The sequence below is a fragment of the Pseudomonas sp. NFACC39-1 genome (assembly GCF_900110355.1).
GTDB lineage: Bacteria > Pseudomonadota > Gammaproteobacteria > Pseudomonadales > Pseudomonadaceae > Aquipseudomonas > Aquipseudomonas tehranensis.
Genome location: NZ_FODL01000004.1, coordinates 399,689 through 421,412, shown reverse-complemented (window position 1 = coordinate 421,412; position 21,724 = coordinate 399,689). Strand labels below are relative to the sequence as shown.

At 59.3% G+C, this 21,724-nt stretch carries 22 protein-coding genes; all 22 read right to left on the bottom strand.

What is annotated here, in order from left to right; genetic code table 11:
* Positions 1–40: 40 nt before the first annotated feature.
* A complete protein-coding gene (gene fliM, locus BMY45_RS11330; protein ID WP_003184019.1) occupies positions 41–1,009 on the bottom strand; it encodes a flagellar motor switch protein FliM in 969 nt (322 codons plus the stop codon).
* A 9-nt stretch (positions 1,010–1,018) separates the two neighbouring features.
* Positions 1,019–1,522 carry a flagellar basal body-associated protein FliL gene (fliL, locus tag BMY45_RS11325; RefSeq protein WP_092397553.1) on the bottom strand — a complete coding sequence of 168 codons (504 nt, stop codon included), beginning with the start codon at positions 1,520–1,522 and terminating at the stop codon, positions 1,019–1,021.
* A 232-nt stretch (positions 1,523–1,754) separates the two neighbouring features.
* Entirely contained in the window at positions 1,755–3,149 is a 1,395-nt protein-coding gene (locus tag BMY45_RS11320; protein WP_092397551.1) for a flagellar hook-length control protein FliK, read from the bottom strand.
* An 88-nt stretch (positions 3,150–3,237) separates the two neighbouring features.
* The gene (locus BMY45_RS11315; RefSeq protein WP_092397548.1) at positions 3,238–3,582 is read right to left on the bottom strand and encodes an Hpt domain-containing protein; all 345 of its coding nucleotides are present in this window, start codon (positions 3,580–3,582) and stop codon (positions 3,238–3,240) included.
* A gap of 31 nt (positions 3,583–3,613) precedes the next feature.
* On the bottom strand, positions 3,614–5,320 hold the full coding sequence (locus tag BMY45_RS11310) for an ATP-binding SpoIIE family protein phosphatase (protein ID WP_177193339.1): 1,707 nt from the start codon (positions 5,318–5,320) through the stop codon (positions 3,614–3,616).
* Between the two features lie 9 nt (positions 5,321–5,329).
* Positions 5,330–5,725, bottom strand: coding sequence for an STAS domain-containing protein (locus BMY45_RS11305; RefSeq protein WP_256244292.1), 396 nt, complete (start codon positions 5,723–5,725; stop codon positions 5,330–5,332).
* Positions 5,726–5,827: 102 nt separating this feature from the next.
* Positions 5,828–6,277, bottom strand: a complete 450-nt coding sequence (gene fliJ, locus BMY45_RS11300) for a flagellar export protein FliJ (RefSeq protein WP_047226250.1) — start codon at positions 6,275–6,277, stop codon at positions 5,828–5,830.
* Positions 6,278–6,283: 6 nt separating this feature from the next.
* Positions 6,284–7,642 (bottom strand): flagellar protein export ATPase FliI, encoded by a 1,359-nt coding sequence (gene fliI / locus BMY45_RS11295; RefSeq protein ID WP_047226249.1) that lies wholly within the window; start codon positions 7,640–7,642, stop codon positions 6,284–6,286.
* A complete protein-coding gene (fliH, locus tag BMY45_RS11290) occupies positions 7,632–8,477 on the bottom strand; it encodes a flagellar assembly protein FliH (protein ID WP_092397546.1) in 846 nt (281 codons plus the stop codon). The genes fliI and fliH overlap by 11 nt, the downstream gene beginning before the upstream one ends.
* Positions 8,478–8,484: 7 nt before the next feature.
* On the bottom strand, positions 8,485–9,504 hold the full coding sequence (gene fliG / locus BMY45_RS11285; RefSeq protein WP_003199086.1) for a flagellar motor switch protein FliG: 1,020 nt from the start codon (positions 9,502–9,504) through the stop codon (positions 8,485–8,487).
* Entirely contained in the window at positions 9,497–11,281 is a 1,785-nt protein-coding gene (fliF, locus tag BMY45_RS11280) for a flagellar basal-body MS-ring/collar protein FliF (RefSeq protein ID WP_047226247.1), read from the bottom strand. Before fliF ends, fliG begins: the two co-directional genes overlap by 8 nt.
* A 15-nt stretch (positions 11,282–11,296) precedes the next feature.
* Entirely contained in the window at positions 11,297–11,623 is a 327-nt protein-coding gene (gene fliE, locus BMY45_RS11275) for a flagellar hook-basal body complex protein FliE (protein ID WP_047226246.1), read from the bottom strand.
* 226 nt (positions 11,624–11,849) lie between these two features.
* A complete protein-coding gene (locus BMY45_RS11270; RefSeq protein ID WP_092397544.1) occupies positions 11,850–13,238 on the bottom strand; it encodes a sigma-54-dependent transcriptional regulator in 1,389 nt (462 codons plus the stop codon).
* 5 nt (positions 13,239–13,243) lie between these two features.
* Positions 13,244–14,452, bottom strand: coding sequence for a sensor histidine kinase (locus tag BMY45_RS11265; protein ID WP_092397542.1), 1,209 nt, complete (start codon positions 14,450–14,452; stop codon positions 13,244–13,246).
* A gap of 111 nt (positions 14,453–14,563) precedes the next feature.
* Positions 14,564–16,039, bottom strand: a complete 1,476-nt coding sequence (locus tag BMY45_RS11260; protein WP_092397540.1) for a sigma-54 dependent transcriptional regulator — start codon at positions 16,037–16,039, stop codon at positions 14,564–14,566.
* A gap of 169 nt (positions 16,040–16,208) precedes the next feature.
* Positions 16,209–16,505: a flagellar protein FliT gene (locus BMY45_RS11255; protein ID WP_047226242.1), complete on the bottom strand. Its 297-nt coding sequence runs from the start codon at positions 16,503–16,505 to the stop codon at positions 16,209–16,211.
* A gap of 11 nt (positions 16,506–16,516) precedes the next feature.
* Positions 16,517–16,912: a flagellar export chaperone FliS gene (fliS, locus tag BMY45_RS11250; protein ID WP_092397538.1), complete on the bottom strand. Its 396-nt coding sequence runs from the start codon at positions 16,910–16,912 to the stop codon at positions 16,517–16,519.
* 133 nt (positions 16,913–17,045) lie between these two features.
* Positions 17,046–18,482, bottom strand: a complete 1,437-nt coding sequence (gene fliD / locus BMY45_RS11245) for a flagellar filament capping protein FliD (protein WP_092397536.1) — start codon at positions 18,480–18,482, stop codon at positions 17,046–17,048.
* A gap of 82 nt (positions 18,483–18,564) precedes the next feature.
* The gene (locus BMY45_RS11240; protein ID WP_092397534.1) at positions 18,565–18,930 is read right to left on the bottom strand and encodes a flagellar protein FlaG; all 366 of its coding nucleotides are present in this window, start codon (positions 18,928–18,930) and stop codon (positions 18,565–18,567) included.
* Between the two features lie 73 nt (positions 18,931–19,003).
* A complete protein-coding gene (locus BMY45_RS11235) occupies positions 19,004–19,855 on the bottom strand; it encodes a flagellin domain-containing protein (RefSeq protein WP_092397532.1) in 852 nt (283 codons plus the stop codon).
* 253 nt (positions 19,856–20,108) lie between these two features.
* Positions 20,109–20,378 carry a hypothetical protein gene (locus BMY45_RS11230; protein ID WP_092397530.1) on the bottom strand — a complete coding sequence of 90 codons (270 nt, stop codon included), beginning with the start codon at positions 20,376–20,378 and terminating at the stop codon, positions 20,109–20,111.
* A complete protein-coding gene (locus tag BMY45_RS11225; protein WP_092397528.1) occupies positions 20,375–21,667 on the bottom strand; it encodes a motility associated factor glycosyltransferase family protein in 1,293 nt (430 codons plus the stop codon). The genes BMY45_RS11230 and BMY45_RS11225 overlap by 4 nt, the downstream gene beginning before the upstream one ends.
* Between the last annotated feature and the right edge of the window lie 57 nt (positions 21,668–21,724).

The window sequence follows — 21,724 nt, the reverse complement described above, 5'->3', positions numbered from 1 at the left end:
GGGCAAAAATTCAGTTAAAAACGTAAGGGTTCGACACCGCTCAGCGGCGTTCGATCGGCTCGATCACCTGCAACGCCAGGTTGCCTTTGTGAGAGCCCATCTTGACCTTGAAGGCCGGCACACCGTTGGCACGCATGATCATGTCTTCAGGCATCTCGACAGGAATAATGTCCCCCGGCTGCATGTGCAGGATGTCCCGCAGGCGTAGCTGACGCCGGGCAACCGTCGCGCCGATCGGCACGTCGACATCCAGCACATCCTGGCGCAAAGCATTGATCCAGCGCTCGTCCTGATCGTCGAGATCCGACTGGAAGCCGGCGTCGAGCATTTCCCGTACCGGCTCGATCATCGAGTACGGCATGGTCACGTGCAGATCGCCACCACCGCCATCGAGCTCGATGTGGAAGGTCGACACCACAATGGCTTCGCTCGGGCCGACGATGTTGGCCATGGCCGGGTTCACTTCCGAGTTAATGTACTCGAAGTTCACTTCCATGATCGCCTGCCAGGCCTCCTTCAGATCGACGAAGGCTTGCTCCAGCACCATGCGCACGACCCGCAGCTCGGTCGGGGTGAATTCACGCCCTTCGATCTTGGCGTGACGACCGTCACCGCCGAAGAAGTTGTCCACCAGCTTGAACACCAGTTTGGCGTCAAGGATGAACAGCGCAGTGCCACGCAACGGTTTGATCTTCACCAGGTTGAGGCTGGTGGGTACATACAGCGAGTGCACGTATTCACCGAACTTCATCACCTGCACGCCACCGACGGCCACATCGGCCGAACGGCGCAGCATGTTGAACATGCTGATGCGGGTGTATCGGGCGAAACGCTCGTTGATCATTTCCAGGGTCGGCATCCGTCCGCGAACGATGCGATCCTGGCTGGTCAGGTCGTAGCTTTTGACGCTGCCCGGCTCAGCAGCGTTTTCGGTCTGCACCAGGCCATCGTCGACACCATGCAACAGCGCGTCGATTTCATCCTGGGACAACAGGTCCTGCACGGCCATGTCGGGTTCCTACTGCAATACGAAGTTAGTGAAGAGCAACTGTTCGATCACCACTTTGCCGAGCTCTTTCTGAGCCACTTCCTGCACGCTGGCCGTGGCTTTCTGACGCAGCATTTCCTGGCCCACGGGCGTGGCCAGGGTGTCGAAATTCTGTCCGGAAAAGAGCATCACCAGATTATTGCGGATCAGGGGCATGTGCACCCGCAGCGCTTCCAGGTCAGCCTGGTTGCGACCCAACAGGGTGATACTGACCTGCATGTAGCGTTGGCGACCGTTCTGGGTGTAGTTGGCCACGAAAGCGGGCGCCATCGGCTCGAAAATCGCCGGCTGCTTGCCCACCGGCGCGGCTTCGACCGCCACGGCCGGCTTGCTTTGAGCGTTGTGCATGAAATACCAGGTCGCCCCCACGGAAATCCCCATGGCCAGGAGCAAGCCCACCACGATCAAGATGATCAGCTTGATTTTGCCCTTGGTTGCCGGGTCCTTTACAGCTGCTGCTTCGCTCTTCGCCATGCCAATAATCCGTCACTAATCGGGGTTTTCACTGTTGCACGGCAAGGCAGGAGCAAGTGTTATGCCAGAAGTGTCGGGGCACAAGGATCACGATTGGGATGCAATCTTCAGAACGCCACAAAACCAATGTGGGAGCGAGCCTGCTCGCGATAGCGGAGTGTCAGTCACCCATTTGGTACTGATCCACCGCTATCGCGAGCAGGCTCGCTCCCACAGGGGGGGCATCTTGGGGTCAGGCGTAGAAATCGACCGCGCTGGTGCCGATCACGCTGGTGGCAGTGGCTGCTACTTCAGCAATGCTGGCTGGCAGGTCTTCCTCTACCGAATCCACCCGCCCGCCGGACGATGTTGTGCGCCCAGCCTGAGCCTGTTGCTGCGCTTGCTGATCCTGCCCCTGGGAGCCACGGGACTGGTCGGACACGCTGACGTCGACCTGGCCCATGCCCTGCTGGGCAAAACTGTCGCGCAGGCGATGCATCTGGCCTTCGAGAGCTTCGCGAACGCCGGAATGAGCGCTCATGAACGTCACTTGGGTCTGCTGATCCGGAACCATGTTCACGCGGATATCCAGGCGACCGAGTTCGGCCGGCTGCAATTGGATATCGGCCGCCTTGAGGTTGACGCTCGACAGGTACATCACCCGGTTGACCACCTCTTCAGTCCAGCCGCTCTGATTCATCGCGATAGGCTGGTTGACCGGTATCGCATTGGCGGTTTTTGGTGTGGCGGCCTGGGTCAGCGCCGCCAGACGGTTGGCGAAGTCATCTACGCGAGTATCGCTGGAAGCAGCGGTCAGATCCTTGAGGCCCTCATTGAGCAAGCCGCTAAATGCCTTTTCACCACCCTGGCTGCCGGGGCCGGTACTGTTCTGGTCAGCCTGCACGGTGAGCATGCTTGCCATGCCGGCGGCAAAGGTTTGAGCAGATGTCGACTCACCGTCGAGTGATGCCGGCGCAGGTGTCTTGGACGGGGCCTGACTGGCAGCGGAAACATGGCCGCCCTGCTCCATCGCCAGACGCAAGGCAGGCAATGCATCGAGCGGATCGGCCGCCGGGTCGAATTCAGAATCGACCGCCACCGAAGCCTGGGCCGTGGTAACCAATGGAGCAACCGCCGGCGCTATCGCGGCGGCGACTTGAGGTGTCGGCGTGGTCACCACGGGCGCAGAGGTTGCCTCGGTTGCGACGACCGGTGCGGCCATATCCGGCAGCAACGCGGGATCCACTGCCGGATCGCCAGAAGCAACTTGCGCCGCTGGGGTTTCAGTCGTGTCGGCGCCGTCATCACTGGCCACCTTGTCCTTGTCCTTGTCCTTGTCCTTGTCCTCGGCCGCTGACGCTTTGTCGGCAGGCAAGGATTGGCCGCTATCGGCAACCGTCGGCTCGGGAGCGGCAGACGCTTCGTTGCCGTCGTCTTTTTTGACGGTGTTATCAGAAACATCGTCGCGCACCTGTTTAACCGAGGGTTCAGGCGACGTCGATGCTTTGGCGGGGGCTTGGCGGGCGAAGACCTGAGCGAAGCTGGAGGCTTTATTCCCGAACTCAGGGGCCGCTGCCGGTGAATTGACGGCGGCCTGAGGCTTGGCCTGGACGGTGGCCTGAAGCAGTGTATTGGGCGTTACTGGCATAAAAAGGTCTCCGCTGCACTGGAATCATAGGTACAGTCGAGAGAGGACAATGCAAGGGGCGGGCCAACCTATTGGCAATGCTCGAATCTCAGCAGTGGAACCCTTCACGCTCTTCCCTGCAAAGCTTGCGAACGTGGGCGAATTCATTGTCGATTTCGCTGACCAGCTTTTCAATCCCGCCTAACGACGGCTGCTTGGCACGCTGCTCCAGTTCGCCGCACAGTTCTGCCAGGCGGATGGCGCCCATGTTGCTGCTGCTGCCCTTGAAGCTGTGGGCCGTGGCACTGAGCTTTTCCGCGTCCCGAGCCTCATGCAGCACACGCAGGCGTGCTTCGGAATCGTTAAGAAAGGTATCCAACAACTCCAGATACCCGTCCTCCATGACTTCCTTCAACGTACTCAGTACGTCGCGGTCCAGATGAATCTCACTCACTTGTTCGCTCCCTGATCAAGAATGGCGCCGATTATGCCAGAGCCTCCCAGAAAAACTCCACGCGCGCACTACGACCATCGTCTGACCAGCAGGCCTGATGGCTCAACTGGCGCACCAGGCTCACGCCGCGCCCCGACAACCGGTTGCTGTCTGCAGGTCGCGCCAACACCCGGGCGACATCGAAGCCCTTGCCACTGTCTTCGACTTCAATGACCAGACGACCACCGTCACCGTGAGGCGTGACGTGCACATGAATCCGGACGTGACCGCTGTTCAATTCATCCAGGCGCTGGTTGCGCTCGCTGTAGTAACGGGCGAAACCCGACGCGTCGCGCTTGATACTCGAATCGAGCCCCAATACGCCATGGTCCAGCGCATTGGAGTAGAGCTCCGAAAGCACGCTGTAAAGGGCGCCACTCTGAGCCCTGAGCCCGTGAACCTCAAGCAACAGCTGCAACAGGTACGGCATCGGGTTGAACCGCCTGAGCGTCTGCGCGCGAAACTCGAAACTCATCGACCAGTCCAGCGGGCTGGACTGGCCGCTATCGGAATAGACCGGCGGCGGCGGGTTGAGTTGCGTCGGTGCGACCAAACGCACCTCGACCATACTGAAGTCATCCCGCGGCTCGCCGCGAAAGTCTCGCAAGGCTTGCTGGATGTCTTCGAAAAGACAGTCGGGCTCGCGATTGGCCGAAAAAACCTGTTGCAAACGCTCCACGCCAAACAGCTGCTCATTGTCGTCGGCGGTGTCGATCACGCCATCGGACAGCAGGAATACCCGGTCACCCAGCGACATGGGGTGTACTTCAGTGCGGTCATCGAACAATTGGGGAGTGAGCACGCCCAACGGCAGGTGCCGCGCCGGCAATGGCGTGCGCACGCCGCTGAGGCTGTCATGCAGGTAACCATCGGGCATGCCGCCGTTCCAGACTTCCACCGTGCAGCGCTGGAAACTCAGACATAACAGGGTCGCGCAACAGAACATGTCCACCGGCAGGATGCGCTTGAGCTTGGCATTCATCTCCCGCAGGATCTGCGCCAGGCCATAGCCTTTGGCGGTCATGCCGTAGAACACCTCCGCCAGCGGCATCGCGCCGACCGCGGCCGGCAAACCGTGTCCGGTGAAATCCCCCAGCAGGATGTGCATGTCGCCTGCCGGATTGAATGCGGCCAGCAGCAAATCGCCGTTGAACAGCGCGTAGGGGGATTGCAGGTAGCGGATGTTCGGTGCGCTCAGACAGCCGGAATGGGCGATCTTGTCGAACACTGCCTTGGCTACGCGCTGCTCGTTGAGCAGGTAGTCATGGTGCCGGGATATCTGGTCACGCTGCTCCACGACAGTGGCCTGCAACCGACGCAAGCGGTCCATGGCCTTGATCTTGGCGGCCAGGATGACCTGGTTATACGGCTTGGCCAGAAAATCGTCACCCCCCGCTTCCAGACATCGGGCCAAGGCTTCGCTTTCGGTCAGCGAGGTGAGAAAAATGATCGGAACCAACTGCTCCCCGGCCAGTTGCTTGATCTTTTGCGCCGCCTCGAAACCATCCATCACCGGCATCATCGCATCCATCAGCACGAGGTGCGGACGCTGCTGAATATAGATATCCACCGCCTCGGCACCGTCAGCCGCAGTGAGCACGTGATGGCCCTGACGACGGACAATAGTCGACAGCAGCAGTCGGTCAGCGGCACTGTCTTCGGCAATCAGGACCGTCAGCGGTTCGAGGTCGGACAACATGGCTGCAGGTCAAGCTTTTCCGGGATGAAGCTTGTCCTGGAGATGGCCTGCCTGTGGCTTGTCTTTTTCTCCCGCGCTGTCTTTCCCTGCGTCTTCTTTCGGATAGATATCGAACAGCTTGTCGAAGTTGGAGATCGCCAGGATTTTCTTGACGTCACTGTTGCTGTTCACGATCCGGATATCCGAATCTTCGCCGCCGGCATGATCGCGCAGCAACAGGAGCATGCCCAAGGCGGAACTGTCGAGATAGGTGGCTTCTTTCAAGTCCACCACAATGGATTCGGGCTTTTGGTTGAGCCGCTCGTAAGACTCGCGAAACTCTTGATGCCGGCCAAAATCGAAACGACCCTTGATCGAGATCGTCAGCTTTTGCCCATCGGGGGATACTTCGGTAACGACTGACATGTTCGGCTTCCTTGTCATGGACATACGTGTACAAGGTTTAGCACCTGGTAGAAGTCTGAGCAAGGTTTGCAACACTTGCCTCGCAAAATCCCGGCCCGATGATCAATACGGATCCTGACGCGGCAGACGCTGGGACAACTCATCCAGCAGTTTTTGCTCGCGTCTGTCCTCCAATCGCCGCGCTTCGTCGATATAACGCTGTACGAGTTTGCGCAGGCCTTCGACCCGGGCGAACGCTTCTTGCCAGCTCTGACGGGCCTTTTCCAGGTTGTTCTGGTGCCAGACCAGACTCTGGCGCTGCTGGTCGATGGCGGTGCCCAGTTGCGCAAGAAAGCCCTGGTAGCCCAGCAACCATTGCCCGGAAACGCCATGACTGCCACGGGCGATCCATTGTTCCTGATATTCGAGGCGAAAGTTTTCCAGATCCGCCAGTTTGCTTTCGGCGACTGCCACCTGGCCCTGGAAATAGGCCAGGCGCTGGACGGCGGTTTTTTCGGCCTTTTCCGCCATCTCCACCACGGGCGCCAGACGTGCCGCACGACTCGTGGCCATGGCCGGTTACCCGCCTGCGACCGGGGTGAAGATGCTCTGCAGGTGCGCTTCGCTGGCGCCCATGCCGATGTTGTCGTTCAGGCTCTGGCGCAGGTAAACCGCCATTGCCGGATAGAGATTGATGGCGGTATCGGTCTCACGATCACCGCCCGGCACGTAGGCACCCACGCTGATCAGGTCACGGCTCTGCTGATAGCGTGACCAGTATTGCTTGAACTGTTGCGCACGCTTCAAGTGCTCGGCGCTGATGACCGACGGCATGACCCGGCTGATGGAGGCCTCGATGTCGATGGCCGGATAGTGCCCCTCTTCGGCCAGACGCCTGGACAACACGATGTGACCGTCGAGCACGCCACGGGCCGAGTCGGCAATGGGGTCTTGCTGGTCGTCGCCTTCGGACAGCACGGTATAGAACGCCGTGATCGAACCGCCGCCCTTCTCCGCATTCCCCGCGCGCTCAACCAGCTTGGGTAACTTGGCGAATACCGAGGGTGGATAGCCCTTGGTGGCCGGCGGCTCGCCGATGGCCAGGGCGATTTCCCGCTGGGCCTGGGCGAAGCGGGTCAACGAGTCCATCAGCAACAGGACGTTCTTGCCCTTGTCGCGGAAATACTCGGCGATCCGCGTGCAATACATGGCAGCCCGCAGACGCATCAATGGCGCATCATCGGCCGGCGAAGCCACCACCACCGATCGTTTAAGGCCCTCTTCGCCGAGGATGTGCTCGATGAATTCCTTCACCTCGCGCCCCCGTTCGCCGATCAGCCCGACCACGATAATGTCCGCCTCGGTGAACCGGGTCATCATGCCCAGCAGCACACTCTTGCCCACCCCCGTACCGGCAAACAGGCCCAGACGCTGGCCGCGCCCGACTGTCAACAAACCGTTGATGCAACGGATGCCCACGTCCAGCGGTACGCTGATGGGGTCGCGCTTGAGGGGGTTGATCGTCGGGCCGTCCATCGGCACCCAATCCTCGGCCTTCATGCCGCCCTTGCCGTCCAGGGCACGCCCGGCGCCGTCCAGCACCCGTCCGAGCATGCTCATGCCCATGGGCAGCCGACCGGTGTCAGCCAAAGGCACAACCCGCGCCCCAGGTGCGATGCCGGCTACGCTGCCCACCGGCATCAGGAAGACCTTGCTGCCGGAGAAGCCCATGACTTCTGCTTCGACCTGGACCGGGTGATAACTGTCGTCGTTGATCACCATGCAGCGACTGCCCATGGCGGCACGCAGGCCCTCGGCTTCGAGGGTCAGGCCAACCATGCGCAGCAAGCGCCCTTCCAGGATAGGCTGTCCGGCCAGCTCGGTAGCCTCGGCGTAACTGCCCAGGCGCTTGCCGAAGCTGGTTCGCTCAAGGCGCATCGCGGCCGTCCAGTTCAGGGGCAGTGAGTTCAAGAGCATCCGATTCTGCGGCGTCTTGATCAATATGGGTGTCAACCGGGGGCTCGTCTGGCAATTCCAGGCTCAGGTCGGCAGCGGCCGGGTGCAGTGCCTGTTCGTGCAACTGGTCGAAGAGCTTGGCCATGATCTGGCTGATGCGGGTTTCGATGGTCGCATCAATGCGGCTGTGCTCGGTTTCCACACGGCAACCGCCCGGCAGTAGGGCTTCGTCCTCGACGATGCGCCAGGTTTCTTCATGACGCTCACGCAGCGCCTTGACCAGTTCGAAATCCTGAGGATTGATGTACAGCCGCACATTGCCCACGCCCAACGGCAAAAGCTTGAGGGCTTCGCGCATGACGTGTTCGATCTGGCTCGAATCAATGGCCAGTTCACGCTGGATCACTTGTCGAGTGATGTGCTGCACCAGCCCGACCAGGGACTTCTCGATCTGAGTGTCCTGCTCGGCGATAGGCTCGAACAGGTTGAGCATCAGCGATTCCAGCGCGCGGAGCTTGGCTGTCAGCGCTACGTCGGCTTCCTGGCGAACCTTGAGCGTGGTGCTATGGAAACCTTCTTTTTCACCAATGGCGAAGCCTTCGTTGTAGGCCTCCTGACGAATGCTTTCGACTTCTTCGAGGGTCAGTGGCTGGACTTCTTCCAGCGGCACCTCCTCCATTTCCGGCAGTTCTTCCTCGGGCTCAGGCTCGGGCTCGGGGACGTGGGGATCGAAGCTGGGCAGCGACCAGACGTCAAAACCACCGACATCCCGAGCGCGGATCAGGTCGCTGGGTGAATCATCACTCTTGGCAGACATAACGACCTTAAATCATCTCTTCGCCGCCCTTGCCACCGAGCACGATCTCTCCGGCTTCGGCCATACGGCGGGCGATGGTGAGGATTTCCTTTTGTGCGGTTTCCACGTCGCTGACACGTACCGGGCCCTTGGCCTCGAGATCGTCGCGCAACAGTTCGGCCGCCCGTTTGGACATGTTCTTGAAGATCTTTTCCTTGACGCCTTCGTCCGACCCCTTGAGGGCCAGTACCAGGACGTCGGAGGACACTTCGCGCAACAACGCCTGAATGCCACGATCGTCGACATCGGACAGGTTGTTGAAGACGAACATGAGGTCTTCGATCTGACCGGACAGGTCTTCGTCGAACTCGCGGATCGAGTCCATCAACTGACCTTCGATCGAACTGTCGAGGAAGTTCATGATGTCCGCCGCGCGCTTGATGCCACCCAGGGTGGTGCGCGAGGCATTGGAGTTACCCGAGAACTGTTTCTCGAGAATCTGGTTCAATTCTTTCAGGGCCGCCGGCTGCACGGTATTGAGCGACGACACCCGCAGGATGATGTCCAGGCGCACCTTATGATCGAAGTTGCCCAGCACTTCACCGGCCTGGTCCGGGTCGAGGTAAGCCACCACGATCGCCTGGATCTGCGGGTGCTCGTAGCGAATCACGTCAGCCACTGCGCGCGGCTCCATCCATTTGAGGCTGTCCAGGCCGCTGGTGTTTCCACCCAGCAGAATCCGGTCGATCAGGCCATTGGCCTTGTCTTCGCCCAGCGCCTGGGTGAGCATTTTGCGCACGTAGTCGTCGGAGCCGACGCCCAGGCTGGTCTGGTCGCCGACGATGTCGACGAACTCACTCATCACCTGCTCGACCTGCTCACGGTGCACGTTGCCCATCTGCGCCATGGCCACGCCCACGCGCTGAACCTCCTTGGGCCCCATGTGACGCAACACCTGGGCGGCGTCGGTCGATCCCAGGGACAGCAGCAAAATCGCGGCTTTGTCGACCCGGGACAATTTGGCAACAGCGGCTCGATTATCACTCATCTGCGTTAATCCACTCTTTCACGACCTGAGCCACACGACCCGGGTCTTCTGCCACCAGACTCTTGATAGCGTTCAACTGAGCGTCATAGCCTTCGCTCGGGCTTGGCAGCAGAATGCTCTGCGGCCCGCCGAGGCTGACGCGATCATTGGCCAATTCGCCATCCAGGCCGCCCATGCCTCCCAGCTCTACATCACCCAAGCCAGCCAACTGCTTGTTCTTGCCGCCACCGGTGATGTTGTTGAGCACCGGACGCAGCACGCCGAACACCAGGATCAGGATGAACAGCACACCCAATACTTGCTTGACCACATCCCAGAACCAGGGTTGCGAATAAAATGGAATGTCGGCGATCTCTTCGCCGCGCTCCTGGGAGAACGGCACGTTGATCACGCTCACGCTGTCGCCACGGCTGGCGTCGAAACCCACCGCGTCCTGCACCAGACGAGTGAATCGTGCCAGCTCGTCGGCACTCCACGGCGCACGGCTGGTTTCGCCATTGGCCGGGTTGATCTTGACCTGATCGTCCACCACCACCGCCACCGACAAGCGATTCAAACGGCCCTGCTGCTGCTTGGTGTGGCTGATGGAACGGTCGAGCTCGAAGTTCTTGGTCGACTGTTGGCGCTTGTCGGCCGGGTACGGCGCCAGCATGGGCTGACCGGTGGCCGGGTCCATGATCTGTTGACCGTTGGCGTCGATCAGCGGCTGGCCCGGTTGCACCATGCCAGCGGCCGCAGTGGCACCACCGGTGGTTTGGGGCGCGCTGGCCGGCGACGGCGGTTGGTTGCTAAGCGCACCAGGTACCCCTTGCGGGCCATTGCTGGCGGTGCGTTGCTCGTTCACCGACTGTTCGCTGCGCAACGCCGGTTGATCGGGGTTGAACTGTTCGGACGTTGATTCGACGGAGCTGAAATCCACATCGGCCGACACCTCGGCCTTGTAGCGGTCGTTACCCAGGATCGGTTGCAGGATGTTGTGCACCCGCTGAGTCAGCATGCCTTCCATGCGACGGCTGTAGTCGAATTGCTTGCCGGCCATGGTCAGAGCAGAGTTCTCCGCCTGATCGGACAACAGGTTGCCCTTCTGGTCGACCACGGTGATCTGGGACTTGCTCAACTCGGGAACACTGGTTGCCACCAGATTGACGATGGCCACGACCTGGCTGGGCTCCAAAGAGCGACCGGAATACAGTTCAACCAGTACCGAGGCGCTTGGCTTGCGCTCATCGCGCACAAACACCGAGCTTTTTGGAATCGCCAGGTGCACACGGGCACCCTTGACGTTGTTCAGGCTGGCAATGGTACGCGCCAATTCGCCTTCAAGGCCGCGACGATAACGGGTCGCCTCCATGAACTGGCTGGTACCCAGGCCCTGGTCCTTGTCGAGGATCTCGAAACCGATATTGCCATCGGTGGGCGTTACGCCAGCAGCGGCGAGTTTGAGGCGCGCGCGCGCCACGTCGTCGGCCTTGACCAGCAAGGCGCCGGAATTGGGTTCGACGGTATAAGGAATGTCGGCGGCAGCCAGGGTCTCCATGACTTGCTTGGCGTCCATGCCCTCCAGACTGCCGTACAAAGGACGGTAGTCCGGCTGCTGGGACCACAGCACCACGGCAAACCCGATCGCCACGCTCGCAGCCAGGCCGACCAACAGGCCCACCTGACGCAGCATGGTCATCTCGGAGAGGTTTTCCAGGAAGGACAGACCGAACAGCGGCGGTTTGCCGTCGGGCGGAGTGGCCTTGGCCGGAACGTTATCAGCGACTGCTTCTGCCATGACTCAATAATTTCCTTAGACCGGCATCTGCATGATGTCTTGGTAGGCTTGAACCAGCTTATTGCGAACCTGGGTCAACGCCTGAAACGAGACACTGGCTTTCTGCGAAGAGATCATCACGTCCGTCAGGTCGACGCCACTTTTGCCAATCTCGAAAGCACTGGCCAACTGACTCGACGCCTGCTGGGTATCGTTCACTTTATTGACGGCTTGACCGAGCATGTCGGAAAAACTGCTGGCACCCACTTCCGGGACCGCGACCGACTTAGGCTGTGCCATGGCGTCCATTTGCATGGCCCGCATGTCCAGCATCAACCGATTAAATTCAATACCTTGGCTCATGGTCTACTCTCTCTGGCGGCCCGCATTTTTTTGACACTTACTCAGCGGGTACACAGGTATTAGCAACAAGGGTGCCAGCTCCGTGGCGACAGAAAACAAATGCTCACATAAGCTCATGTGGGAGCGGGCTTGCTCGCGAAGACGATCTGTCAGTCACATTTGCATTGGCTGAACCACCGCTTTCGCGAGCAAGCCCGCTCCCACATGGATTTTCGGTGCATACCACTCAACTGGCGAAGAGATAAGCCTCCACGTCCATCCCCGCGTCACGCATTTGCGCCAGCTTGTAGCGCAGGGTGCGCGGGCTGATCCCCAAGCGCTCGGCCGCTTCCTTACGCCGGCCACGCTCGGCGCGCAGGGTGTCGATGATCATCTGGAATTCGCGACGACGCAGATCGTCTCCCAAAGCACCGGCCGATTCGCCCTCCACTTCCACCGGAGGGGCAAACGCCGGGACTGCGGTCGCTGCCGGCAATGGCGCGCAGGCCACCGGCCCGCTCAGACAGAAATCTTCCGGTTGGATCAAACCGCCCTGCTGCAGAATCAATGCCCGCTGAATGGCATTGTCCAGCTCCCGTACATTGCCAGGCCAACGGTAGGCAATCAGAAACGCCTGGGCCTCGGGGGACAGTCGGGCTGCCGCGTGCTTCATTTTATTGACGTGTTTGCTCAGCAGACGCTCGGCCAGCGGCAGGATATCGGCGGTGCGCTCGCGCAACGGTCGCCAGGCCAGCGGAAATACGGACAGACGGTAATAAAGGTCTTCACGAAAACGCCCCGCCGCCACTTCGCCGGCCAGGTCGCGGTTGGTGGTCGCCACCACGCGGATATCCAGGCTGATAGGCTTACGCGCACCGACCCGCTCCACTTCCCGCTCCTGCAACACGCGCAACAGCTTGGCTTGCAGGCCGAGGGGCATTTCGGAAATTTCATCGAGCAGAATGGTGCCACCGTCAGCCTGCTCGAACTTGCCGGCCTGGGCCGAGATGGCCCCAGTAAACGAGCCCTTCTCGTGACCGAACAGCGTCGCTTCCAGCATATTGTCGGGAATCGCCGCACAGTTGATGGCAATGAACGGTTCGCTGGCACGCCGGGATTGCTGGTGAATGTAGCGCGCCAGCACCTCCTTGCCGGTGCCGGACTCGCCGGAAATCAAAACAGTGGAGTCACTGCGCGCCACCCGCGCGGCCAACGCCAGCAACTGCGCGCTGGCCGGCTCGATCGCTATCGGGCCTTCGCCCTCGACGGCGGGGCTGCCCAAGGCATGACGGGCCACCAGGTCCAACAGCGCCTTGGGCTCGAACGGCTTGACCAGATAATCCGCAGCTCCTTGGCGCATGGCATCCACGGCGCGCTCGACGGCACCGTGGGCAGTCATCAGCAGGACCGGCAATTGAGGTTGGCGGGCGCGCAACAGACCAAGCAGTTGATGGCCATCCATGCCCGGCATGTTGACGTCACTGACCACCAGGCCGAAGGTCTCTTGAGCCACAGCCAGCAAAGCATCTTCCGCCGAACCGACGGCGGTGTAATCGTGCCCGGCCAGCACCAGGGTATCGGCCAGCGCCTCACGCAGGGCCCGGTCATCCTCAACCAGTAACACCTTGATCGTCATGCCCCTCACTCCACTCCCGGCGTACTGCAAAACAATGGCAAAAGCACCAGTGCACAGGTGCCACGCCCCAGACGCGAGCGCAGTTGCAATTCTCCCTGATGGGCACGCGCCACAGCCTTGACCACGGTCAGGCCAAGGCCCGTGCCTGTAGTCTTGGTGGTAAAAAAGGGCTCGCCCAAACGCGTCAGCACCGCCGGCTCGATGCCGCTACCACTATCACTGACGCATAAGCGCAAGGTATTGCCCCGCGTATACAAGTGCACCTTGAGCCGAACATCGCCGCCGCTGGCCTGGACCGCGTTTTCGATCAGGTTCAACACTGCGCCCACCAGGGTGTCGCGGTTACACAACACCTCGCCAGCATGGCTGTCGCATTGCCAGCGAATCGGCAGGTCCTGCACGTGGGTCAATGCGGCGGCCTGCAAGGATTGGAGCAAAGCCTTAGGGGTGACGCGATCGGTCAATGGCAACTCGCCTCGAGCGAACACCAGCATGTCGCGCACTTGATGCTCCAGCTCGTGCAGCCGCTCTTTCAGGCGCCCGGCGAAGCGTTGCTGGGTTTCCATGGGCAATTGCTGCTCGGTCAGATGACTGGCGTACAACAGGGCGGCGGACAGCGGCGTACGAATCTGATGAGCCAGCGAGGCCACCATCCGCCCCAGGGAAGACAGGCGCTCGTGGCGGGCCAGTTGATCTTGCAGGTGACGGGTTTCAGTCAGGTCATTGAGCAACACCAACTGCCCGGGCTCGGCGTCCAGTGAACGAGTGGAGATGGACAGGCGCCGACCGTCCTTGAGCGACACTTCATGGCCGTCGTCTTCACGCGGGGCGAAGCAGCGGGCGATGACGTGCCGCCACAACTCGCCCTCCAACGGCAGGCCGAGCAGCTCGCAGGCCGCCGGATTGGCTTCGCGCACGCGCCCATGAGCATCGATGACGATAACGCCACCGGGCAACAGGTCGAGGAGATTTTGCAGCCGATTGGCCAGCCGTTCCTTTTCCGCCAGCTCCTGCATGCGCTGGGCACTGACCACTGCCAGCTCACCCTTGAGCTCAGTGACGCGAGCTTCAAGCAGGCTGTAGGAATCGGTCAACCGGCTGGACATCTGGTCGAACAGCGAATAGGCCTGCTCAAGTCCAACCCGGCTTGCCTGTTCGGCGGACGGCATGATCCCCGGCTCGGGGACAGGGGAGATCTGGGCGGCTTGGGTCATCGTGCTCTCTCGCTTGGCTGACCGTCAGTTAAACGGAACGTTGCGAGGGATGTAGCAATACCCGTGCCGAAAAAAAACCGCCTGAAAAATCAGACGGTTGGAAAACAGGCGTCAATCATCCGCCTGTTCATCTCCTTCGCGACGGCTCATGCCGTACTTGCGCATCTTCTCCACCAGGGTGGTGCGACGGATGCGCAGGCGTTCGGCGGCGCGGGCCACGATACCGTTGGCATCGTCCAGAGCCTGCTGGATAAGGCCTTGTTCCAGGCCTCCCAGATAATCCTTGAGGTCAAGGCCTTCTGGTGGCAGCAGGGCATTGGCGGTGAAGTCCGGCGTATGGCCGTTGATTGCTACGCGCTCTTCCAGATCGCTGCGCAGGCTATCAACCATTTGCTCGTCTTCATCGTCGACATAACGGAATTTCTTCGGCAACTCGACCACGCCGATCACACCGTAGGGATGCATGATCGCCATGCGCTCGACCAGATTGGCCAGCTCACGGACATTACCCGGCCAACCGTGGCGACACAGGGACATGATTGCCGCCGAGTTGAAGCGGATCGAACCGCGCTTCTCGTGCTCCATGCGCGAAATCAGCTCGTTCATCAGCAGCGGAATGTCTTCGACCCGCTCACGCAGCGGTGCCATTTCAATCGGGAAAACATTGAGGCGGTAATAGAGGTCTTCGCGGAAACTGCCCACCTCGATCATGCTCTCGAGATTCTTGTGGGTCGCGGCGATGATTCTTACATCGACGCTCTGGGTCTTGTTGCTACCCACGCGCTCGAAGGTGCGCTCCTGCAAGACTCGCAGCAACTTGACCTGCATCGGCAACGGCATATCACCGATTTCATCGAGAAACAGCGTGCCGCCGTTGGCCAGCTCGAACCGACCAGCCCGGCTGGTGATGGCGCCAGTGAAGGCCCCCTTCTCGTGCCCGAACAGTTCGCTCTCGAGCAACTCGGCCGGGATCGCACCACAGTTGACCGGCACGAACGGCGCTTCGCGACGCTTGGAATGGTAGTGCAGGTTACGCGCAACCACTTCCTTGCCGGTGCCCGACTCACCCAGGATCAACACGCTGGCGTCGGTATCGGCGACCTGCTGCATCATCTGGCGCACATGCTGGATCGCCCGACTGGTGCCAACGAGGCTACGGAAAAGGTTGGGTTCGCGATGCCGACCGCGCTCACGCGCCTGGTCGTACATCTCGCGATAAACCTGGGCGCGGTGCAACGAATCGAGCAACTTGCTGTAGCTGGGTGGCATTTCCAAGGTGGAAAGTACCCGACGACGCTGGTCTTCAGGCAAGTCAATGGAAGAATTTTCGCCCATTAACAAAACCGGAAGGAACTCATCCCAGGTTGAGAGTGTCTTTAGCAAGCCCAAAAGTGTTGCGGGCGCATTTACGGTCCCAATCAGAACGCAAATGACTTCACGACTGGATGACAAAGAGCCGACGGCCTGCTGCCAGTCATGGCTTCCGCAGGGTAAATTTTCTTCACCAAGAAAATTTAGGATCACCGCCAAATCGCGGCGGCGGACGCTATCGTCATCGATCAGGAGAATTTTGGTTTCACGCCACATGCAATAGCAACTTCCCTAGTCAACTCAATGCCCGGAATTAGGGGGCAAGCTAGACGCTTGCAGACTTGTCATGCCTGTAGACGCCTGAAATCTGTAAACAGCCACTAGTTAAGTCAAAAATCCGTGCACAGTCAAATTTATGGCGCACTTTGTTCAGATTAACTGAGCGTTAACCGAACAGATGGTAAACCTTTGCCGCGTTCTGCGCTTGATGGATCTGCGACATCTCGTCGACGATCGCCTGACGCTCGCCAGTGGCCGCCTCCAGCAGTTGCCGATAGACCCCCAGCAACTCCTCAAGATTGCTCCGCAACGCCGCCTCGTCTACCTCAGGCTCGCTCAGAACGTCTTCCATGCAGGAACGGCAAGCCAGGTCCAATTGACCGATTGCCTCCCAGTTGCGCTCGGCCAGGGCACCGACCAGGGCATCACGGGTTTGTTCGATTCGCTGCAGGACAAGACTCATGAGCGTGCTCCTTAGAATTGCGGACCCGGTGCGGCGATGGCATCCCAACCTTCCTTGACCGTGCTCAGCAGATCGGCGACTTCGTCAAGGATCTTCGGTTCGGTCTTGGCATTGGCTTCGGCCAGGCGATTCATCATGTAGGTATAGAGACTATCCAGCTCGGCGACCGACTCAGCCTGGTTTTCCAGGTCCAGGCCTTCACGCAAGCCGCCAATGATGCCGATGGCCTTGCTGATCAGTACGCCTTTGTTGGCAATATCCTTGCGCTCCATCGCGCCCTTGGCCTGGGCAATGCGATCCAGCCCGCCCTCCATCAGCATCTGCACCAGACGATGGGGACTTGCTTCGGAGGTTTGCGCCTGGGCGCCAATCTTCTGGTATTGGCGAAGGGCTAACATCGGATTCATGTTCTACCTCATCAAAAAAACTTCGGTTCGTATAAACAGCGTATCGACGCCGCGTCAAAAAACTTTAGATCGAAAAAGCCGAAAGCCCGGAGCGCTGTCAAAACGCTGCCGGGCTTTTTTGTATCAGGCGAAATCAGCTGTTTTTCTGCTGCGCTGTCATCGCTTCGAACATGGAGGTGATGTTACTGGCGGTGGCTTTCAGCTTGCCGACCAGGGTATCCATGTCGTTGTACTTTTTGGTCAGTACCGCGGTGAGGGTTTCAATTCGGCGATCAAGGGCTTGCTGGTCTTCGAAGAGCTTCGTCTTGATGATATCGAGGTTCTTTGAGCGAGTGGTCAGGATAGCTTCGACATTCGACGCTCCACCCGAACCGGTCTTGCCTTCCGTATAGGGCTTGATTGCATTATCCATGCGTGCAAGCAGACCATTTTCTCCCGCGAACAGCGTCTGGACCTCCCCACCCAACTGCTTGTCATTCAACGCAGCGGTAAATTTCCCGCTGTCAAAATCCAGAGCACCGGTCGCTTGGTTGGTCGTGATACCCAACTGAGAAAGAACGGTCAGCTTGTCACCAGCACCAGTCTCGGACAAAGGCGCTCGAATAGCTGCCAAAAGCGAGCGTGGTAACGAGTCACCGGTCAATGCCGCGGGGACCGAATTACCTTCCGCATCCGTCGACGGCTTGGTCAGGGATGTCACAGCCCTGGCAACGGCGTTATAAGCATCGACGAATTTCTGAATTGAAGCTTTCAAGCCATCAGCGTTGGTGGCGACAGTGACCGTCGTTGGACCGGTATTGGCAACGAGCAACGTCATACTCAAGCCCGAGACCACATTATCCAACTTGTTGGTCGGGCTGGTCATTGCCAGGCCATCAACACTGAAAATGGCGTCCTTGGCAAACCCCAGGGAACCTGAAGAAGTTGCGGTTGGGGGGGTGGCCATCGCTACGGAGCCGTCAGCCGCAAGGCTGGCAACACCGCTAAGAGAGATATCGCTGCCTGCACCAGTCTTCGTCGACCCCACTACCAGACGTGAACCGAAACTGTCGGTCACGATGTTGGCGGTCAGACCGCTGGAGGAGTACTTGCTGTTGATTGCGTCCCGAACCGACTGCAGCGTCGAATCAGCAGGGATATCAAGGGTGTAATCCGTGCCCCCCTGACTGATGGTCAGCGTACCGGTTTCCACAGCACTGGAAGCACCACCTGCGAAAGCAGCCGTCGCAACTTTCGACGAGGTAGCCAACTGAGTGACGTTTACCGTGTAAGTGCCGCTCACCGCCGAGTTGCCGGCAGTCACCGTCAAGGCACTTGTATTGGCCGAAGTAGCGGCAACCCCTGTGAATTGAGGCGTGGTCGTGCTACCCAGGCTTTTCAGCGTGGACTGGAAGGTAGCCAACAGCGATTTCAGAGTGCCGATACCTGAAATATTGGCCGTATTGGTCTTGGTGGCACGGTCAATCTGACCTTGCTTGGCTGCTTTGTCAGAATCCACCAATGCCTTGACGATAGCACCGGTATCAAGGCCAGAGCCTAAACCCAAGCCAGGTAGAATTGGACTTGCCATGTGGGACTCCCTTCAGTGTGCCGCCGGCCTTTTGACCTTTACAACGCTCAAAAGACTAAAAGAACAAAATTCGTGCCAGCTATCAGGCTTGCGCGCTGAACAACAGGCTGCTTGCATCATTCAAACTGTTCGCCAGTTTAAGCACTTCTTCATTTGGGATCTGGCGAATCACTTCACCGGAGCCACTGGCAATCACTTTGACAACCACTTTGCCTGAAGGCTCATCGATTGAGAACTCCAGGTTACGCTTGACCGACTGAACGAAGGTTTCGATTTCCTGAACCGCCCTCTTCAGTTTTTCCTGCTCGGCCACAGCGTCTTTCGGTTCATCCTTGACCGGTACCACGGTGGCAGCATCGGCTCGAGGCTTCTCCACTGGCTTGTCGGCAATTGTCGTCGCCGGCTTCGCAGCTGGATAAGACAAGTTCAGCTTCACGCTCATATCCATGTCCATCACCTCATGAACTGAAAAAGCGGAAGAGCACGCAAGCGCACTCCCCCGCTAAAAACTCATCCGACTATTACTGAAGCAGCTTCAGTACAGCGGATGGCAGTTGGTTGGCCTGAGCCAGTACTGCGGTAGAGGCTTGTTGCAGAGTCTGTTGCTTGGTCAACTGTGCAGTTTCAGCAGCGAAGTCGGTATCTTGTACGCGACCCAGTGCAGCGGCGGCGTTTTCGTTGATGTTCTGCAGGTTGGAGATGGTGCTGGTCAGACGGTTCTGGGCAGCACCGAGGTCCGCACGGCTGGCGTTGATGGTCGCCAGAGCAGCGTCGATCGCGTCGATTGCAGCGGAAGTGTTGGTTTCAGCCTCAGCACTATCTGCAGCACTGATCGCGATGGCAGCAGAGTCAACGCTCAGGGTCGCAGCGTCGAAGCTGTCGCTCAGGGTCAGAGTGATCTGGTTGGTAGCACCGGTGTTGGAGCCGACCTGGAAGGTCATGGTGCCAGCGGAACCGTCGATCAGGTTCTTACCGTTGAGGTTGGTGGAGTTGGCGATACGGGTCAGTTCGTCCGACATCTGAGCAAATTCTTTGTTCAGAGCATCACGGTCAGCAGTGCCGTTGTTGTCGTTTCGTGCCTGTACTGCCAGTTCACGCATACGCTGCAGAATGTTGGTGGATTCCTGCAGAGCGCCTTCAGCGGTCTGAGCGATGGAGATACCGTCGTTGGCGTTCTTGATCGCAATAGTCTGACCGCGGATTTGCGAGGTCATACGGGTGGAGATCTGCAGGCCGGCGGCGTCGTCTTTGGCGCTGTTGATTTTCAGGCCGGAAGACAGACGGGTCATCGAAGTGGAGAGAGCATCGGAAGCCCGGTTCAGGTTCTTCTGAACGTTCAACGATGTGACGTTGGTGTTTACTGTTAAAGCCATGACGAATTCCTCGTTGGTTGGGTACTGCGGCTTCCGGCCCTGGCAACCGCCGGGTGTGGCCTAGAGAACCTTCGTAATAGTTATCGTCGTAATCGGAACTTGCTTTAGCGGTTTTTTCAAATAATTTGCCATCAGGGTGCCACCCCTCGTAAATCAAGGACTTGGCAGGGCCTGGAGGTAAAAAAATGACGTCAGGGAAATGCCAGGGCCGTCCTTCCATCAAGCAACGGCCTCAATTGAGAGAGAAATGGACTTAAACCGCCGGACCAGCGGTCAACAAGTCAACCAGCTCATACTCAAGATAATCCGCCAGCGAGAGCCAGTTCTGAGCCTGCTGATCGTGGAACATCAAGCCGAGCAAGCCGCTCCAGGATGACTGGACATCGCCTGGCATAAGCTCGACAAAAGGCTGCGCGGCCTCGATCACTGCAACCATCGCCAGCCCCGCCTCGACATCGCAGCCAAGACGAAACAGCCGGGCACACCGGCGCGCGTCTTCGATCACACCCTCAAGGCCGCTCATCGCACAAACTCCGGATGAAAAGCAGTCCCCACGATCATCGCCCCATCCCGGCTGCTGTTATAGAAACGCACCTGCGGGTGCCCAGCGATAAAACGCTCCAGCTCACACAAATAACTGCGAAAGTTGAGCTGAGTCTTGACGCGCTGACCATGGCCGTCCAAAACCCAGTGTTTTGCCACGCCCAACTGTGGCCCCAGGTCGCCGTCGCCCCAACCCGCATGGGTCTTGTCATGGGGAAAAGCGAAGTCAGCTCCGAACAAGGTGACTTGCGCCGCGCCCATCCTGACGGCCAGGTCCACGGCCGGATGAATCACGCTGCCACCTACGTACAGCTTGCCCCGAGGCAGTTGTTGGCGCATTTGATGATAGACAGGGCTGGCGGAATAACCGGCATAACGGCGCCCCTGCCAGGCTTCAATCACCGATGGATCCGCCATGGGCAGGTAAACCAGGGCAATGTCGCCTGTGTCTTCGGGCGGAAGGTGGCGTGCCGAAATGCGTTGATCAATGCTAACCACGATATCCGGCCGGATGCCCTGGGTGATCAGGGGCCGATAGGCCGTATCGACACAGATCAATAGCGGCCGCTCGGCTTGCTCATTCAGCACGCGCAGCCGCTCGAAATGTTGCTCGAGACTCGGCCCGGTGGCGATGACAAAAACTTCGCGTCCATTGAGGGTGCCAAACAGCTCGGCGACATCATGATCCCTTTGTACGAGACCGAAGGTGGCTTGCAAACGCTCGATGATCTCCGGGCTCCGGGGGTCAAATTCGCGGTTATTAAAGGCCAGATGGATTTCGCTGATCAATCGATCGCGAATCTTCGCGTTGAAATCATCGGCCAGCACCAGTTCGGCGGGCAGGGCGAAAAACGGTAGCTGGATTTCTGCCAGATCGCCGGCATAAAGCACTTCGACCCGTGTGTCAGCAAGCCATGACGACTGATCCAGCAACTGCAACACAAGGGCGAACACTGAGCCATTGAGGATATGCACGTGCAGGCGCTCGACCTCTACCCGCTGCAGCAGCCGGCTTTGCAGATCCCCCAGCCCGGTGCCATAGACATGCACCGAGTTGGCGTCCTGCGGCAGACTGGCGGCTTGCAGTTCGGCTTCGGCGAGACGGTCATGCCGGCTGGTCAGCTGGATGCCGTTGATGCTCAGGGTCGAACCCAGGCCCTCCACCAGATCGGCCTGCAACTCATCGGTATTCTCCAGCAGCAACCGCTGAGCCAGAGCCGGCCAGCGCTGCTCGATGACCTGGAAGTTGCGCTCAAAGAACTCGCTCATGGCGTCTCGCTTTTCCATCGGGCAAAAAAAATAGCGTTCAAGGTTACACCTTGGACG